Source organism: Kribbella sp. NPDC049174 (genome assembly GCF_043197365.1).
Classification (GTDB): domain Bacteria; phylum Actinomycetota; class Actinomycetes; order Propionibacteriales; family Kribbellaceae; genus Kribbella.
In genome coordinates this window covers 236,582-254,147 of sequence record NZ_JBICSZ010000008.1, presented here as the reverse complement: position 1 = coordinate 254,147, position 17,566 = coordinate 236,582, and the positions used below count along the sequence as shown (strand labels likewise).

Annotated in this window: 14 protein-coding genes; 6 read left to right on the top strand and 8 right to left on the bottom strand. The window is 68.8% G+C overall.

What is annotated here, in order from left to right; translation table 11 throughout:
- The first annotated feature begins 20 nt into the window (after positions 1-20).
- The 3 genes from ACGFIF_RS33245 to ACGFIF_RS33235 are packed head-to-tail and all read left to right on the top strand — an operon-like array spanning position 21 to position 3,084.
- Positions 21-527 carry a GNAT family N-acetyltransferase gene (locus ACGFIF_RS33245; protein WP_393160045.1) on the top strand — a complete coding sequence of 169 codons (507 nt, stop codon included), beginning with the start codon at positions 21-23 and terminating at the stop codon, positions 525-527.
- Positions 524-1,573, top strand: coding sequence for a pseudaminic acid synthase (gene pseI, locus ACGFIF_RS33240; RefSeq protein ID WP_393160044.1), 1,050 nt, complete (start codon positions 524-526; stop codon positions 1,571-1,573). Before ACGFIF_RS33245 ends, pseI begins: the two co-directional genes overlap by 4 nt.
- Positions 1,574-1,593: 20 nt before the next feature.
- Positions 1,594-3,084: a class I SAM-dependent methyltransferase gene (locus ACGFIF_RS33235; RefSeq protein ID WP_393160043.1), complete on the top strand. Its 1,491-nt coding sequence runs from the start codon at positions 1,594-1,596 to the stop codon at positions 3,082-3,084.
- On the opposite strand, the gene ACGFIF_RS33230 is transcribed toward ACGFIF_RS33235, so the two are convergent.
- The 6 genes from ACGFIF_RS33230 to ACGFIF_RS33205 are packed head-to-tail and all read right to left on the bottom strand — an operon-like array spanning position 3,081 to position 12,128.
- On the bottom strand, positions 3,081-5,321 hold the full coding sequence (locus ACGFIF_RS33230) for a glycosyltransferase (protein WP_393160042.1): 2,241 nt from the start codon (positions 5,319-5,321) through the stop codon (positions 3,081-3,083). The genes ACGFIF_RS33235 and ACGFIF_RS33230 overlap by 4 nt on opposite strands.
- Positions 5,321-7,240, bottom strand: a complete 1,920-nt coding sequence (locus tag ACGFIF_RS33225; protein ID WP_393160041.1) for a hypothetical protein — start codon at positions 7,238-7,240, stop codon at positions 5,321-5,323. Before ACGFIF_RS33225 ends, ACGFIF_RS33230 begins: the two co-directional genes overlap by 1 nt.
- Complete coding sequence (locus ACGFIF_RS33220) at positions 7,233-8,054, bottom strand: hypothetical protein (RefSeq protein WP_393160040.1); 822 nt, start codon at positions 8,052-8,054, stop codon at positions 7,233-7,235. The genes ACGFIF_RS33225 and ACGFIF_RS33220 overlap by 8 nt, the downstream gene beginning before the upstream one ends.
- Positions 8,054-10,336, bottom strand: a complete 2,283-nt coding sequence (locus ACGFIF_RS33215) for a glycosyltransferase family 2 protein (protein WP_393160039.1) — start codon at positions 10,334-10,336, stop codon at positions 8,054-8,056. Before ACGFIF_RS33215 ends, ACGFIF_RS33220 begins: the two co-directional genes overlap by 1 nt.
- Positions 10,337-10,388: 52 nt before the next feature.
- Positions 10,389-11,141, bottom strand: a complete 753-nt coding sequence (locus ACGFIF_RS33210) for an N-acetyltransferase (RefSeq protein WP_393160038.1) — start codon at positions 11,139-11,141, stop codon at positions 10,389-10,391.
- Between the two features lie 12 nt (positions 11,142-11,153).
- Positions 11,154-12,128: a glycosyltransferase family 2 protein gene (locus ACGFIF_RS33205; protein WP_393160037.1), complete on the bottom strand. Its 975-nt coding sequence runs from the start codon at positions 12,126-12,128 to the stop codon at positions 11,154-11,156.
- An 80-nt stretch (positions 12,129-12,208) separates the two neighbouring features.
- On the opposite strand from ACGFIF_RS33205, the gene ACGFIF_RS33200 reads away from it, so the two are divergent.
- Complete coding sequence (locus ACGFIF_RS33200; RefSeq protein WP_393160036.1) at positions 12,209-14,452, top strand: hypothetical protein; 2,244 nt, start codon at positions 12,209-12,211, stop codon at positions 14,450-14,452.
- Here the strand turns inward: ACGFIF_RS33200 and ACGFIF_RS33195 are convergent.
- Together ACGFIF_RS33195 and ACGFIF_RS33190 are read right to left on the bottom strand one after the other, a co-directional pair.
- Positions 14,445-15,467: a PseG/SpsG family protein gene (locus tag ACGFIF_RS33195; protein WP_393160035.1), complete on the bottom strand. Its 1,023-nt coding sequence runs from the start codon at positions 15,465-15,467 to the stop codon at positions 14,445-14,447. The genes ACGFIF_RS33200 and ACGFIF_RS33195 overlap by 8 nt on opposite strands.
- Positions 15,468-15,481: 14 nt before the next feature.
- Entirely contained in the window at positions 15,482-16,549 is a 1,068-nt protein-coding gene (locus ACGFIF_RS33190) for an IS110 family transposase (RefSeq protein WP_393160034.1), read from the bottom strand.
- A 320-nt stretch (positions 16,550-16,869) separates the two neighbouring features.
- Here ACGFIF_RS33190 and ACGFIF_RS33185 point away from each other — a divergent pair, with 320 nt between their 5' ends.
- Complete coding sequence (locus ACGFIF_RS33185; RefSeq protein ID WP_393160033.1) at positions 16,870-17,097, top strand: AbrB/MazE/SpoVT family DNA-binding domain-containing protein; 228 nt, start codon at positions 16,870-16,872, stop codon at positions 17,095-17,097.
- The gene (locus ACGFIF_RS33180; RefSeq protein ID WP_393160032.1) at positions 17,087-17,518 is read left to right on the top strand and encodes a type II toxin-antitoxin system VapC family toxin; all 432 of its coding nucleotides are present in this window, start codon (positions 17,087-17,089) and stop codon (positions 17,516-17,518) included. Before ACGFIF_RS33185 ends, ACGFIF_RS33180 begins: the two co-directional genes overlap by 11 nt.
- The last annotated feature ends 48 nt before the right edge of the window (positions 17,519-17,566 follow it).

The following is a 17,566-nucleotide window of genomic DNA, read 5'->3' as shown; positions in this document are numbered from 1 at the left end:
GAAGACGCTAGGTTAGGTCCATGCTGCGCAGTGCCACCGAACAGGATGTCGACACGATCCGGCGACTGCGGAACCAGCAGGCCAATCGCGACGTGAGCATCACGTCCCACGAGATCAGTGCCGACGAGCACGCCGCGTGGTGGGCGAAGGCTTCGGCCGACCCGGCCCGCCGGGTGCTGATCTACGAGCGCGATGGTACGACGGCCGGAGTGGTGAACTTCTTCGACCTCGAAGGGTCGACCGGCGCCTGGGGTTTCTTCCTCGACGCGGACGGGCTTGCCGAGCGGGGTGAGACGTTGCCGGCGTGGATCGAGGTGATGCGCGAGGCGACGGCGTACGCGTTCGACGACCTCGGCCTCGAGGTGCTCACCGGCGAGGTGCTGGCGCACAACGCCGTGGTCCGGCAGATGAACCGGCGGTTCCGCTTCACCGAGGGGACGCCCGAGATCCGGTACGCCGACGGTCGCGAGCTCACCGTGATTCCGATCAGCCTGCGCACACAGGACCGACGACAGGGGAAAGCATGAGCACCATCCAGATCGGCGGAGTGCCGGTCGGGCCGGACCACCAGCCGTTCGTCATCGCAGAGATGTCGGGAAACCACAACGGCGATCTCGAGCGGGCGAAGGACATCGTCCGGGCGGTGGCGGAGTCGGGTGCGCAGGCACTGAAACTGCAGACGTACACCGCGGACACGATGACGCTCGACGTCGATCTGCCCGCGTTCCGCCTGCCCTCGGAGCACGAACTGTGGAGTGACGCCCGGCTGTACGACCTCTACGCGGAGGCGCACACCCCGTGGGCTTGGCACGAGCCGCTGTTCGACCTGGCTTCCTCGCTCGGGTTGGTGGCGTTCTCCTCCGCGTTCGACCAGTCCGCGATCGACTTCCTGGAGAAGCTGAACGTCCCGGCGTACAAGGTCGCCTCGAACGAGATCGGCGACCTGCCGCTGGTCCGTGGCATGGCGGAGACCGGCAAGCCGATCATCATCTCCACCGGTTCGGCCACGCTGACCGACATCGACGCCGCGGTCCGCGCGGCCCGCTCCACCGGCAACGAGCAGATCATTGTGCTGTCCTGTACGGCGAGCTACCCGGCCCCGCCGGAGCAGTCGAACCTCCGCGCCATCCCGGTCCTGCGCGACGCCCTCGGCGTACAGGTCGGCTTGTCGGACCACACCATGGGCATCGGAGCAGCCATCGCCGCGGTGGCCCTGGGTGCCACCGTCATCGAGAAGCACGTCACCCTCAAGCGCGTCGACGGCGGCGTCGATGCCGCCTTCTCGCTGGAACCGTCCGAGCTGGAATCACTGGTCGAGAACACCCGCATCGCCCGCCTGGCCCTGGGCGAACCCGTCATCGGCCCCAAACAAGCCGAACAGAACGTCCTCCGCTTCCGCCGCTCCCTCTACGTCACCAAGGACGTCCGCGCGGGCGACCCGGTCACCGCCGAGAACGTCCGCTCCATCCGTCCCGCCGGCGGACTCCCCCCGGACACCTTCACCTCGATAGCCGGCCGCCCCTTCCGAGCCGACGCCACAGCCGGCACTCCCCTGACCTGGGATCTGCTCTGACCGGTCGGGAAGGGTTGGGAATGACCGAGTACTTGTTGTTTCCGGGGCGGCATCATGTCTTGACCCGGTTCCAGGGCGAGTTTCTGCGGCGGTTCGCGGACGAGACCGTGGTGTGGGCGGTGACGTCGGCGAATCACCATATGACCAAGCGGAATCCGGTCGGGTTCGACCGCCGGCAGGCCGCGATCGAGCGGTTCAGTGTGCTGGAGGGGATCCGGTCGATCGTCGTCGGGGTGGTGGACACCCGGCCGACGGACGACTTCGCCGAGGTGACGGTCAAGGCCATCGAGGCGGGGACCGATGATCTCGTCCGGCTGACGCCGGCGAACACGATGGTGGCCTGCTCCACGCCTGAGGTGAGTAAGTTGTACGAGCAGCTCGGGTACGACGTGATCGGGGTCGAGCCACCAGGCGTCGCCCGCCCCTGGGACGTGCTGCTGAAGATTGCTGAGGGCAACGATCAGTGGCGGCAGCCGGCCCATCCGGCGACGGTGGACGTGTTCGAGCGGTACGGGCTGGACGCGCAGATCACCCGGTGTGTGAACGATCCGGTCGTCGGCGACGACGGCGGACTGACCACGACACGGGACTACAAGACGTACGCCGACGCGTTCGAGGACGCGGCCGACCGGAAATGGCAGCAGATCAAGGACTTCGTCCGCCCCGGCCGGATTCTCGACATCGGCTGCGCGACCGGCGCGACGCTGCAACTGGTCGACGCGGACCCGCGCTTCCACGAGTCGGACCTGATCGGGGTCGAGGTCGCCCGGCACCTGTACGCCGAATGCGTGCACAAGAAGGAGCAGGGCCTCTTCGACAATCCGAACGTCTACTTCTACCAGCGCAGCATGCTCGGCTCGGCCGTCTTCCCACCGCGGTCGATCCACAGCACGCTGCCCCTCGCCCTCACCCACGAGATCTGGTCGTACGCCGACGGGTCGCGACCGGAGACAGTCCAGCGATTCGCCGACGCGCTCTTCGCCCACACGGCACCCGACGGTGTCTGGATCAACTCCGACGTGTGCGGACCGGCCGAGCCCGACCGTCCCGTCGTACTGCGGCTGGACGACAGCGACGGCACCAACCCGGACGGCGTCACCGAACTCGAGTCGCTCGACGATCCGGCGTCGTACGTGCGCCAACTCTCCACCCGGGCGCGCTTCTTCCAGTTCGCGCACGACTTCCGGCGCAACGCGAAGGTCCCCTTCGAGTACGACGTACGTCAAGGCGACCTGGTACTTCGCCTGGCCGACGCGATGGACTTCCTGACCCGGAAGGATTACGTCGACAACTGGCTGAGCGAGACGCACGAACAGTTCTGCGGACTCGACTTCGCCGGCTGGTCCGCGGTCGCCGAGCGGGCCGGGTTCACCATCGACCCGGCGTCGAAGGCGTGGCGCAACGACTGGGTGATCGACAACCGGATCGCTCCGGTCGCCTCCATCACCACCCCGGACGGGGACCCGATCGACTGGCCCGACACCCACCAGCTTCTCGTCGCTCGGCGCTAACGCACCTCAACGTGCAGAGTCCCCGCGTGCGGCTGGACGGCGAGGGTGTGCGCACCACGCGCGATCCTCAACGGCAATCGGCTGGACAGGAACGGCTCGCATTGCACGGCATGTGAGGAACCGTCCGGCGCGGTCGCGAACAGGACCCAGTCCGCCGGTGCGCAGACCGCCAACGCGTCCACCCCAACGACCGCGGCCCACCCGTCGTCCGAAATGGTACGGCGGCACGCCACGTCCACATGGTCGTCGGAGTCGGCCAAGTACCGCCGCCACCCGAACTCGACGCCGCCCCAATCGGGTCCACGCACCACCAGCATGTTGCCAGCAGCAACAGCAGCGGTGGCCGTGGTCCGGATCGGGGACTCGTGCAGGTTCACGTATCCACCGGTGGAGCGGGTCAGCATCACCACCCGGCCACCCTCGGCATGCGAGACCAGCCGGTCGCCGGCCGTCCACAACAGCACCTGTTCCTGCCCCTCGGGACCGCGCAGCCGGAACGCCCGCGTCGTCCGCTGACTGAACGGGTCGTCCGGGTTCGTCTCCTCGATGATCGGCCGGATCGGCAACCGCGCGGTGAAGTCGCGCCCGTCGATCTCCAGCGGAACCTCTTCCGCGCCGCCCGCCACCGGCCGGGTGACGAACAACGACGGCTCCTCGAACGAGGACCGCCCGTGCAGCACCAGCGCATCCGGGGTCTGCTCGACCGAGGTCAACCGGCAAGGATCTGTCAGTCGCCGGACCGCGAAACAGCCGTCCTGACCCGGACCGGGCTGAATCCAGCTCGTGTCGTCGATCCAGGCCCCCGGCGGCCATCCCGGGCTACCTGCCCGCTGCCCGCGCAACAGGTCCCGCCGTCGGACCCGCCCGGACTTCATCCGTACATCGAAGTGCGCCGGCCCGGCCGTGCACTGGGCGAGCAGCTCGCGATCCAGCCGTACTTCGAACCCGACCAGCGACTCGTCGCCGCGCAGGTCCGTCGCGGCGTACCGCCGTACCTGCAGCGGGTGATGCCGCCCGGCGATGACGAGCGCGATCCGGAGGCTCGAGGACCGGTCGGTCTCCAGGTGCCGGATCTCGGCCGTACCGCGGACCGAGAGCTCGCCGTCGACCCACGCCACCTCGCGCACACTCGTCGCCAGGGTCAGATCGTCGTCCGACGCCTGGTACAACTCCTGCGGTACGGCGGTCTCGCGGACACCTGGATAGTCGAGCTGCCACCGCCGCCGCGGGCCGGGCACCGCGCGCACGTGACGGAGTCCGCCCTCGTTGCGGAACAACGCGAGCCGCCGGAGCAGCTCGACGTCACCGGTACGAAGCGCCGCGTACTGCAGCCGGTCGAAACGAGGTGCCGCATCGAGCACCGGCTCGTCGAGACGATCGAGAAGGTCGTGGGCGAGCTCGAGGAGCTGCTGCTCGTCCTGCTCGGGAACCGTCGCGAACGCCGTCAGCACGGCCAGCAGGTCGATCTGGGTGAAGTGCGTGTGCACGCCCCGGCGGATCGACGGCTCGGCATCCTCGATCAGGTCCATCACCATCCCGGCCGAGACGATCCGGTCGCGGAGGTTGCCGAGCTGGAACTTCTGTTGGGTGATCGAGTCACCCGACTCCCGCTCGCGCCAGTAGTAGACCGGGGCGGCGAGAGTGTCGACCGTGACCGCGTCCAGGTGCGCCTTGAGGGTGACCGGGTAGTCCTCGTAACGGATGGCCGGGAAGCGGTACCCGTACTCGTTCCAGAACGACCGCCGGTAGACCTTGTTCCAGACCATCCGGTCCAGCACGAGCTCGGGCGTCTCCGACACGTGGGTGGCGAGCCGGTCGGTGGTGAACGCCTGGCCGTGCAGCCAGGACGGCCGGACCCCGTAACTGTTGTTGAACCGCCGTGCGTTGCCGCCGGCGAAGTCCGAACCGGTCCGGTCAAGCGATCGGACCAGCATCCCGAACCCGTGCCGGGTGACCAGGTCGTCGCTGTCGACAAAGGCGACGTAATCCCCCACGGCGTGATCGACACCGGTGTTGCGGGCCGGCCCGAGTCCGGCGTTGTCCTGCTGGACGAGCCGGAACCGGGCATCGTTGGTGCAGAACTCCTTCGCCACGACGGTGCTGTCGTCGAGGGAACCGTCGTCGACCAGGATCGCCTCGAAATCGGTCCAGGTCTGCCGCGCGATCGAGTCCAGGCAGTCCCCGATGTACTCGCCGACGTTGTAGAACGGCACCACCACGCTCAGCCGCGGCGTCATCATCGGCTGCGCAGGCGGCGAGACAACTTGCGGGCGACGACGCGCGGCCTGCGGATCTGGGCGGCGTGGAAGATCACTCGGGAGACGGCGTACGTGCGCGATCCGCGGATGCGATCGTGGTCCACCGTCAGCTTCTGCAACTGGGTGCGGAGCTCGCGAATGCGATTTTCCCGCGTCTTCATCGCCTTGTTCCGGAACCCGAGCGTGCGCTCGAGGCCGTACACGTGCCCCTTCAGCTCGAACAGCTCCTGCCGCGCCCGCTCCGCGTCCGCCAGCGCGGTTCGTACGTCGGCAGCTTGCCGGTCACGGGTCTGGAGTACGCCGGCCAGGGCGGCGGCCAATTCTTTGCCTCGAGCCACATGTTCGGCGGAGGCCGGTGGGGTGTCGGGGGAGGTCGCCTGGACTGGCTCCGGGAGTTCGACCCCGGACATCCCCAGCCAGGCGGACACGAGATCGTCACCCACCATCCACGGCGGCCACGGGTGGCGGCGGTGCTGACCGATCAGCCTTTCGTGGAACCGGCTCCAGGCGGCTGCCAGCAGGTCCTCTTTACCCCTCGGCTCCGCGGTCACCCACGGCGAAACCCCGTGAGCGAAGGTGTCTCCGTCCACCACGACGTCGTCCCACCGGAGCACGACCTGGGATTCAGTCGCCCATTCGCCGAGGCGGGCGGCGAGTTTGCGAAAGGCGGGCACGTCTTCGGCGGCAGCCAGCCGGACGAGCACGGACTCGACAGTCACGCCACGAGGAACCTGCGCAGGTACGACGCCGGCATCAAACGCCAGCGTGATCGCAGGAGGAGGTGGGGCATCGGAACCCGGAGCGCCGGCCGAGCTCGCGGACGCAGCGTCGGCCGTGCTGGCGGACGCAGCGTCGGCCGTGCTCGCGGACGCAGCGTCGGCCGTGCTCGTGGATGCAGCCTCGGCTGTGCTCGTGGATGCAGCGTCGGCTGTGCTCGTGGATGCAGCGTCGGCTGTGCTCGTGGATGCAGCGTCGGCTGTGCTCGTGGATGCAGCGTCGGCTGTGCTCGTGGATGCCGCAGCAGCAGTGGACTCCGGGGTGATGGTCGTGCGCCATCCGCCCTCCACCTGGTCTGCCGTGAGAACCGCCGGGCCTGTCTCGGCGTAGACGGCACGGGCGACCGGGATACCGGAGATCGCTAGCCAGCCGGTCGGAATGGCCGACAACAGACCGGCCCGCGCGGCAGCGTCGACACCCTCCGCGCTGGGCGACAGCAACGGAACGTCCAGAGCCTCCAGTGCCGCCGCGGCCAGCCGGGTAGGCAGTTCCCCCGGACGTGCCGCCGCGGCGACTTCGGCGGAGACGAAAGCCCGAGAGCCGAAGTCCGCGTACACCTGCGCGGTCCACGGCAGGGCGGACGCGAGCTGATCGACCGACACCGGGCGGGTCGGGTCGTCGTGCAGCGGCCGCCACTCGTCGTCACCGTGGCGCTCGTCGGCCGGACGACTGTCGAGCAGATTCACCAGGGAGAACTCGTTCTCCAGACCCAGCACGACCACGGCGTCCGGAGCAGCGAGCGCCGCCAGAGCCCGCAGCCGTTCGGTCCAGCTGAGATCACCGCTGTCGTACCCGAGCACCCGGTCGAGGCCATCAGCGGCGACGACCACCTCGAACGGTTGCGACGACGTCAAGCCGTCCAGAGCGCCGGCGACGACCTGGAGGCAGGGGCCGAAGTCCTCGGCCAACTGCTGCCCGTCGGAGACGGAGCGCACCAGGATGGTGACGTCGGCGGAGTGCTCCAGGACCGACTCGATCAGGAGTGGGGAGTGTGGCCCGACGATCAGCGTCCGGCGGTTGGCCGGAACGACGTCGGTCAGCAGCGCCGCCAGGGCCGGCTGATGGGTCGTCTGATCGGTCCACGGTTGCATCTCGCCGCGAACCACCTGCACCTCAGACACGCTCTCTCCAATCGAACAGCATTCGCAGCTCCGCGGGTGGCAACATCCAGGGCTTGCCGAGTTCCAGGTCGGTTGTCGCCCGGGCCGCTTCCAGGTCGATCGAGGTCCCGAGCATCTCCGGCCAGAGCCGCTCGATCCGGCTCTGCCCGCCGAACAGGGGGTTCTCACCGTCCATCTCCATCGGGTCGCCGTACACCGCCGGTTCGCAGCCGGCCGCGACGCCGTAGAAGATTGCCGTCGACAACCGGTTGGCGGCGACCCGCTTGTGCCGCCGCAGCTCGTCCAGTTGCTTGAACAGGAAGCGCCGATCCGTTCCCTCGTAGGAGAATCCGCGGCGCCCGAACGACACCACGCGGAAGCCCGCGTCCTCGTAGTACCCGCGGACCTCAGGGCGGTCGTACTCCGTGTAGTAGAGGCTGAAGGTGACCGGGCCGGGTTCGGTGTCGCGGATCTCGTCGATCAGGCGCTGATGGTCGCCGTGGATCTTGCCACCCTCCCAACCGTGGAAGAGGAACCACAGCGTGCCCTCGCGTTCGGCCGGCTCGGCCGGCTGCTCCTGCTCCAGCAGGTAGAGGAAGGGGGCGCCGATGCTGTGGTAGTTCCGCCGCCCCAGCGCATGTCCGCGCCGCCGCGGCGCGTCGCTCCAGGTGAACCGCCAGGCGCCGTCGTAGAACTCGTGCACCGGGTTCCACCCGCAGCCGATGTTCCAGCCGTGCTGCAGATAGCCACGCAGCCGGGGCGGGTGATCGAAGTCCAGACCCGCGTAGCGCGCCAGGATGTGCGCCTGACCGTAGTAGTGGTTGTGGTGATGCATCAGCGGACCTCCACGTGCAGCGTGCCGGCATGCGGCCGTACGGCGAGAGCGTGTGCACCGCGCGAGATCGTCAACGGCAACCGCGTGCACAAGAACGGCTCGCACTGCACGGCATGCGACGAACCGTCCGGCGTCGTCGCGAACAGAATCCAGTCCGCCAGCGAGGCCAACGGGTCCACCGACGCCTGCACCGCCGACGCCGGGATCAACGCGTCCACGTCGGCGGCCGCCGACCAGCCGTCGGCGGACAACGTCCGACGGCACACCACGTCCAGGTGGTCGTCGGAGTCGGCCAGGTACCGCCGCCAGCTGAAGTCGACGTCACCGCCGTCGGAGCCGCGCACCACCAACATGTTGCCGTCAGCAACAGCAGAGGTGGCCGTCCGCCGGATCGGGGATTCGTGCAGGTTCACATACCCACCGGTCGACCGCGTCAGTGTCACCACCCGGCCATCCGCGGACTGCGAGACCGCGGATTCGCCGGCCGTCCACAACAGCACTCGCTGCTCCCCCTCGGGACCGCGGAGCCGGAACGATCGCGTCGTTCGCTGACCGAAGGGATCGTCCGGATTCGCCTGCGCCAGAACGTCCCGGATCGCCAGCCGGGCGGTGAAGTCACGGCCCTCGACCTGCACCGGAATCTCGTCCTCGCCACCGAGGATCGGCCGGGTGACGAACAACGACGGTTCGTCGAACGGCGACCGGCCGTGCAGCACGAGCGCATCCGGGGTCCGCTCGACCGAGGTCAGCCGGCCCGGGTCCACCAACCGCCGGACGGAGAAGCATCCGCCCTGACCCGGCCCGGGCTGGATCCAGCTGGTCTCGTCGATCCACGCACCGGGCGGCCAGCCAGGACTTCCCGGTCCCTGCCCACGCAGAAGTCCCCGCCGATGCCGTCGCCCGGACTTCATTTGTACGTCGAAGTGCGCCGGAGCAGCCATGCAGTGGGCGAGCAACTCGCGATCCAGCCGGACCTCGAACCCGACCATCGTCGTGTCACCGTGCAGGTCCAGCGCGGGAAACCGGCGTACCTCAAGCGGATGCGGAGTCTCCGCGATGACCAGAGAGATCTGCAGGCTCGACGAGGGTTCGCTCTGCAGATGACGGATCTCGGCGGTGCCCTTGACCGACAACGCGCCGTCGACCCACACCACCTCGCGCACACTCGTCGCCAGGGTCAGATCCCGCTCCGAGACCCGGTACAGCTCCTCGGGTACGGCGGCCTCACGCAGGCCCGGGTAGTTGTAGTCGAGCTGCCGCGGCCGTCGTGGGCGGGGAACCGCCCGAGCACCGCCCCGGAGTCCGCCGTCGTTGCGGAAGATCGCGAGCCGCCGGAGCAGCTCGACATCCCTGGCCCGGAGCGCCGCGTGCTGGATCCGGTCGTACCGGTGGGTGGCCGCCAGGACCGAGTCGTCGAGCCGATCGAGCAGCTCGTGGGACAGCTCGACGAGATGCTGCTCCTCCTCGACGGGCACCGAACCGAACGCGGACATCAGGGTGAGCAGGTCGATCTGGGCCAGGTGTGCGTGCACCCGCCGGCGGACCATCGGCACGGCGTCCTCGACCAGGTCCATCACCATCCCGGCCGAGACGACCCGGTCGCGGATGTTGCCGAGCTGGAACTTCTGCTGGGTGATGGACTCACCGGACTCGCGCTCGCGCCAGTAGTAGACCGCCTGCGGGATCGTGTCCACGGTGACCGCGTCCAGGTGCGCCTTCAGCGCGACGGGGTAGTCCTCGTAGCGGATCGGCGGGAAGGAGTAGCCGTACTCGGTCCAGAACGACCGCCGGTAGACCTTGTTCCAGAGCATCCGGTCCAGCACCAGGTCGGCGAACTCCGACACGTGGGTGGCGTGCCGGACGCGGGCGAACGGCTGCCGGTGCAGCCACGACGGCCGGACCCCGAAGCTGTTGTTGAACCGCCGCGCGTTCCCGCCGGCGAAGTCCGAACCGGTCCGGTCCAGGGTCCGGATCAGCGCCGCGAACCCGTGCCGCGAGACCAGGTCGTCGCCGTCGACGAAGGCCAGGTACTCGCCCGACGCCTCGCGGATCCCGGTGTCCCGGGCCGGCCCGGGGCCGGCGTTGTCCTGCTGGACGATCCGGAACCGGGAATCCTGGGCGCAGAACTCCTTCGCGACCACCGCGCTGTCGTCGGGCGAGCCGTCGTCGACCAGGATCGCCTCGAAATCGGTCCAGGTCTGCCGCCGGATCGAGTCCAGACAGGCCCCGATGTACTCACCGACGTTGTAGAAGGGCACCACCACGCTCAGCCGCGGCGTCACTCCGGCAAAACTCCCCTCGGCTGTCGCTCAGGTGTGCCCCCCAAAGCACTCTCTACGAAGCGGCAACGAGGTGAACCGTCAGAAGGTTATGCACGGGCTCGAATCCGTACCGGGCCCAGACCCGCTGGATGCCGGTGTGGTGTGACTGAGTCGACACGACCAGCCGCCTGGTCGTGCAGGCGTCCTCGACCGCGGCGAGCAGGTGACCGTACCGGCCGCGGCCCTGTTCGGCCGGTACGACGCCGGCCAGCTGGATCTCGGTCCAGGAGCGCTGCTGGTCGATGGTGGCCAGCGCGAGCATCCGCCGGTCAGGGCCGCGCAGCACCACCGCGCCCGCGTCGGCGATCCGCCGGCGGGCCCACTCCTGCCGGCCGGCCAGCGCGAGAGAACGGTCGAACACGGGGTTGGCGCAGTAGTGGTTCCCCGAGTCGCCGAAGACATCGGCGACCAGATCGTCCACGAGTTCGTCGTCCGCCCCCGGCTCCTGCTGTGCGCTGAACCCCGCCAACGGGGCCGGCCGGCGGCCCTTGCCGACCGGGAGGGACCAGTACACGACCGTGTCCGCCAGCAACGCCTGCCGGGGTCCGTTCACCAACGCGGCGAACCAGGTCGTCTCCCGCGCCGGGTAGCGCAGCACGACCACGTCGGCGGTCGACTTCTCCATTGCGGCCAGCACCTCGGCGAGCGGCGTACCGGCCGAGGCGGACACCGACATCCGGTCGATCGAGACCCCGAACCGCTTCGCCGCGTCCACCGACGGTCGCACGGTCAGCTCACCGGCCTCGAGCGCGTCGTACCAACTCATAGGGGAGGGAGCTTAGTCGGTGTCTTCCGAGTAGGTGTGGTGTCCTGGGTCTTCGAGGCTGTCGTAGCCGACGAGGAACTGTGGGCGGCGCTGACTTGATTGGAAGAGGCGGGCGACGTACTCGCCCAGCAGGCCGAGACACAGCAGTTGGATCGCGCCGATCACGCTCACCGCCAGGACGGTCGACGTCCAACCGGGGATGCTCCGGCCGGTCAGCTTGATGATCAGCGCACCGACGACGAACAGCCCCGACATCACGCCGCCGAGCAGCCCGAGCCAGGTCGCCAGCCGCAGCGGCGCGGCCGAGAACGCGGTCACGCTGTCGAAGGCGAGCCGAAGCATCTTCGTCAGGTTGTACTTCGTCGTACCGGCAGCCCGCTCGGCCCGGACGTAGGCAACTTCGGTGCTGGGAAACCCGAGCCACGGGATGACCAGCCGGAACACCCGGCCGTCCTCGGGCAGCGCGTTCACCGCATCGACCACCCGGCGCGACACGAGCCGGAAGTCGCCCGCGTCGAACGGGATCTGCTTGCCGACCAGCCGGCACATCAGCCGGTAGTACATCCGCGCCGTCGTCCGCTTCAGCCACGAATCGCTCGACCGGTCCGACCGCACGCCGTACACGACATCGACGTCCTCGTCCCGCACAGCCTTCAGGAAGTCCGCGATCACCTCCGGCGGATCCTGCAGATCGGCGTCGATCGTCACGACGTACTCGCCTCGCGCCCGGCGGAAGCCGGCCGACTGCGCAGCCTGATGCCCGCTGTTCCGCAACAGTCGTACGACGCGCAACTGCTTCCAGTCCTTGGTCGCGTCCAGCAGCAGCTCGGCCGTCTTGTCCCGGCTGCCGTCGTCCACCACGACCAGCTCGTAGGAGATCCCGAGCCCGTCCAGCACCGGATGCATCCGCTCGAAGAACATCGGCAGCACTTCCTCCTCGTCGTACATCGGTACGACGACGGAGAGCACGGGCTGATCGGTTCGCATCAAGACCTCCGATCCGGGACATTACTCGTGGTGACACTCCGCATTCGTGACGCAACAGATTTCACATTAGTGTTACGGCCATGCGCGCACGGGCGAGGCGGCGGGGGCCGAGAACGGCTGGGCCTTCCCTTTCCGGTCTACTGGCGGGCGTCGCCGTCCTGGTCCTGGCGATCGCGCTGCTCTTCCAGCACTCGACCCTCACCGAGGTCGGCCGGTTCGTGCTGTTCACCGGGCTCGGGATCGCGCTGCCCGGGTTCGCGTTGTGGCGGCTGATCGGCAGCTACGGACGCAACCTGGTCGAGGATTTCGCGGCCGGGTTCGCGGTCGGGACCGCGGCGCAGATCGTGGTGTACCTGGCCAGCGCGTCGATCGGTCTGCAGGCGTGGTCGTGGGTCTGGGTGCCGGTCGTGCTGGTGATCTCGTTCGCGGACAGCGACGTACGGGCACGGGTCTGGCGCCGGGTCGACCACCCGATCCGGCCGGTGCAGGCGTGGTTGCTGGCCGCGGCGACGGCGGTCGTCGTCCTGGTGGTCGATCGACGCGGTCCGGGTCAGTTCCTGCCGGCGTACACGGACCCGCTGCGGTCGTACCCGGATCTCGCCTTCCAGCAGGCCCTCGCGGCCAGCGCGAAGTACGACGTACCGATCTCGACGCTGTGGCTCGGCGGCGAGCCGATGAAGTACCACTCCTTCTACCACCAGGCGACGGCCGCGACGGCGTGGGCGACGCGGATCGACCTCACCGACCTGATCCACTCGCTGACGTGGTTGCCGTTGTTCCTGGCCGGTTGTGGACTCGTCTTCGCGTTGACCACTCGCTTCACGCCGACCGCCGAGTCGGGTGCGACCTGGGCCGGGCCACTCGCCGTACTGATCGCCGGACTCGGTGGGGCCGTGCAGCCGTTGGCCGATGTCGGTCTGGGCGGGATCTCGACCGCCGTCGCGGCGTACCTGAGTCCGACACAGAATCTCGGTGTCCTGATCGCGCTGGCGCTCTGCCTCGTGGTGGTCGACCTGCTCAGGTCCGACCGGCCTCGCAGCCGATGGGTGTTGCTGGTGCTGCTCGCCTTGGTCGCCGCCGGCGCGAAGTCGACGATCCTTCCGTTGCTGGGGTTCGGCTTCGGCTTCGCGTTCGTGCACCTGGCGATGGCGCGTCGGAGCACGCGTACGGCGTTGATCGGCGGCGTGCTGTCGTTCGCGATCTTCCTGGCCGCGCTGGTGGCCATCTTCGGCGGCAGCACGTGGGGGACGGAGGTGAAGCCGTTCCAGACGTTCGTGCAGTTGGCGCCGTACCCGATGCTCGTGGCCGAGCCGCATGCGCAGTTGTTGTCGGCGGCGACAACCTTGCTGAGCTGGGGCCTCGCGGCGTCGGGGCTGTTGTTCCTCGGCCGACCGCGTTGTTCCGGAAGGACGGGGCGCGATCCGGCAACGGTCTTCCTGGTCGGGTTCGCGGTCGCGGGGTTGCTCGGCACGCTGTTGACGACACAGTCGGGGATCAGCCAGCTGTACTTCCTGCGGACGGCTTTCCCGGTGGTCGCCGTACTGGCGTGTGTCGGGTTGGCGAATCTGGTCGGGCGGCTCGGCGACCGGCGCGGCGTGGTGCTCGTGGGTGCGGCTGGGTTGTTAGGGCTGGTGGCGCTTGGGTTTGCCCGGGTCGAATCGGCTGACCTGCGGGGGATCAAGGGTCCGTGGCTGTGGGCGGCCGCTGCGCTTGGGGTCGTCGCTGTGGTGGTAGCCGTGGCGTGGAAGGCGTTGCGGCGGCCGGGCAGCATTCTCGTTGCGTTCCTCGCGGGTGCGGTCGCGGCGAGCATGATCGGTGCTGCGCTGGTTCCGTTGCAGGCGTTCGGTTCGGACAAGGCGTCGGACCTGGTCTTCGCGCGTCCTGGCCGGGGTGGGGCGACGGCCGCAGAGGCCGGTGCGGCGATGTGGTTGCGGCGGAACAGCCGGCCGGGTGACCTGGTCGCGACCAACGCGCACTGCATCATCCAGCGCGACGGGATGTGCGACAGCCGGCACTTCTGGATCGCGGCGCTGTCCGAGCGGCCGGTGCTGATCGAGGGCTGGTCCTATTCCAACCAGGCCAACCGGATCGCCCTCACCACCGATGCGAATCCGAGCCTGATCCCTTACTGGAATCGCGAGGAGCTCGCCGCCAACGACATGGCCTTCACGACACCGACGACAGTGGCGATCGAGCGATTGCGCAAGGCCGGCGTCCGCTGGCTGTACGCCGACAACCAGGCCGGGAAGGTGTCACCCGCGTTGCGGAACTACGTCCGGCTCCGGCACGCGACCCTGGACGCGACGATCTACGAACTCAGGTGAGGGCGAGCAGCGCGTCCGCGACCCGGTTCCGACCGTTGCCGTCGACAAGTTCCCAGCCGGCACTGGCCAGCCGGGCCCGCTCGGCCGGATCGGTGAGCAGTCGCTTCAGTACGGCGGCCGCAGTCGACGGATCCGCGCTGAGGTCGGACAGGACACCGACTCCGGCCGCCGTACCGGTGGCGATCGCGCGTTCGTAGCCCATCACCTGGTTGTCGACCACACACACCAGCCCGGCCGTCGCGCCGAGACACAGCAGCTCCCAGGTCGACGTACCCGACGCACTGATGGTCAGATCGGCCTCACGCACCTCGGCCGCCAGGCGATCCGTCGGGCCGATCACGTCGACTCGTTGTTGCGGCTGGAGCTCGACGCTTCCGATCCGGTCCGCCAGCTCTGGTCGAGGCGCGACCACGGTGGCTTCGAACGGCACGCCGGTCGCCGCGAGCGCCTGAACGACGTACGGACCGGCCCCGAACGCATCGGTTCCGCCGAAGAACGCGAACACCTTCGGTACGGCGGTTGAGTGCCGTACCGGTGGATCGATCGGCCGGAGGGCCAGGATCTCGTCGCGGATCATCACATAGGCCAGCCCTGCCAGCCTGATCGTGTTGTCGGGGAGCTGCGGGTAATCCAGCTCCGCCGCCAGGTTCTGATCCACCAGGACGTCCGCCTCGGCGCCGCGGAGGTCACCATCGACGATGGCGAGGGTGGGGATTCCGGTCGCGCGGACCGCCGGGTACACGGACGCGTCGAGGTCGTACGAGTCGAAGACGACCGCGTCCAGCCGCAGCCGCTCGAACAGCTCGACGTGTTCGGCGGGCGTCCACACCGCCGGCTCCACCGCGATCCCGCGCGCCGCGATCTGCGCCTCGGCCCACGGCACCGTGTGCGCGTCGCACACGAACACCACCCCGAGCCCGCGGCGCAGCAGTTCCTCCGCCAGCGCGAGGCAGCGCATCACGTGCCCGATCCCCCGCCCCGGCCCCACATCACACCGAATCCCGACGCGCTCCACGCGTTTCTCCTATGTCAAGCCGCGGCTGCGAGGGTGGTTCTCGCGGTGGGCTGGTCGGTGGTCAGGTGGTTGAAGACGATGCGGGCGAGGCGTCGTTTGAGGCAGCGCAGTGCTTCGGGGGTGGACATGCCTTCGGCCTTCTTCTTCTCGTAGTAGCTCTTGCCCAGCCCGTGGAGGCGGATCTGGGTGACGGCGATGCGGTGGATCGCGGCGTTGAGCTGCCGGTTGCCGGACCTGGTGAGCCGGACGCGGCCTTTGGTGTTGCCCGACCAGACCGGGATCGGTGCGATCCCGGCGTGCCGGGCGAATGCGGCTTCGGACTTGAACCGGGACACGCCAGCGGCCTCTCCGACGATCTTCGCGGCGGTCAGAGCGCCGACACCGGCCATGGCCAGCAGCGTCGGCGCGACGGTGCCCACGAGCGTTCCGATGCGCTTGGCATAGGCGTTGATCTTGGCGGTGTACTCGACGACGTCGGCGAGTTCCTCACGGGCCAGCTCGGCCACGATCCCCGGCTCCTCGGCCAGCCGGTCCGCGAGGATCTGCTGGTGCTTGGCAAGGTCCAGCGACCGCGCCTTGGGCGCCCAGGCCGGGTCGAGCTCGTGGACTCGCCACAGCAGCTGGTTGATCGTCGCGGTGCGTCGTTTCACCAGGTCATCACGCCTGTCGACCAACAGCTTCAGCTCCCGCGAGGTCTCGTCGTGGGTCGCGACCGGCAGGCCGGGCTCACGCAGAGCGGCCCGGGCGACCGCGGCGGCGTCGATCGGGTCCGACTTCCCGCGCGTGCGGGCGATGCGGCGCTGCTCGGCCATCATCTTCGGCGGGACTCGCACCACCGACTGGCCGGCCGTGAGAAGGTCACGCTCAAGGCGGGTGGACAGGTGGCGGCAGTCCTCGATGGCCCACACCAGGTCGGCGCCGAACCGCTCCCGGGCCCACCGGACCGCGGCCTGATGGCCCGGGGTGATCGCGTCAAACGTCTTCGTGCCGAGCTCGCGGCCGACCTCGTCGACCGCGACGAACGTGTGCGTCCGCTTGTGCACATCGGCCCCAACGACAACCATGGAGGTTGCCTCCTTCACTGGTCAGTGATCGGACGGTCGGGCCGGTCGGCGGACACATCTCAGTGGGGGCGTCGCCACGCTCCTATCAAGTCACGCCGGCCGGCTCCTTCACACCCACTGCCGGCAAAACGCATGCCCGTCAGCCCGAAAGCGACACCGACCGTAAGAGCCAGACAGCAGGTGCTCAGGATCCAACCACCGCGTGAGCGGCAGCATCACCCTGACACTGAGTCCGACCGTATCGGTGCCTATCCGGTTTCCGGGCGCGGGCCGGGGTGAGAATCCGCACTTGTGGATACGATGTAATACGTAGGATGCGTACTACGTAGGAGGCTACGATGCGACTGAACAGCAAAGGCCAGGTGACCATCCCGGCCGAGCTCCGACGGAAGCACCATCTCCACGAGGGGGACGAAGTGGCAGTGATCGAGGCGGCGGACGGACTGCGGATTGTCCGGGTGGCTGACGCCGAGACCCGTGGCCAGCGGCTGGTGCGGGAGATGCGCGGCCGGGCGACGACCGGGATGAGCACGGAGGAGTTGATGGAGCTCCTGCGTGGCGAGTGAGCTGCCCGCCGTACTGGTCGACACCTGTGTGCTGCTGGACATCCTGACCGACGACCGGGAGTGGGGCGGCTGGTCCGCGGAGGCGGTCGCCCAGGCCCGGGACAAGGGCGAGCTGGTGATCAACCCGATCGTCTACGCCGAGGTCTGCGCCGGCTTCGACCGGATCGAGGACGTCGACGCCGCCCTCCCGGTGATGGACTTCCGGCGTGAGCCGCTGCCCTTCCACGCCGGCTTCCTCGCCGCCCACGCCTTCGTGACCTACCGGCGGCGGGGCGGCGCGAAGACCTCACCACTGCCGGATTTCTACATCGGCGCGCACGCCGCGGTGCAGCGCTACCAGGTGATCACCCGGGACGCCAAACGCTTCCGGACCTACTTCCCACGGGTCGGTCTGATCACCCCGATTGAAGCGATCTCTTGAGTCCCGACGTGAGACGCGCGATTGAGTGGGCTTGGAACCGGGCAGCTA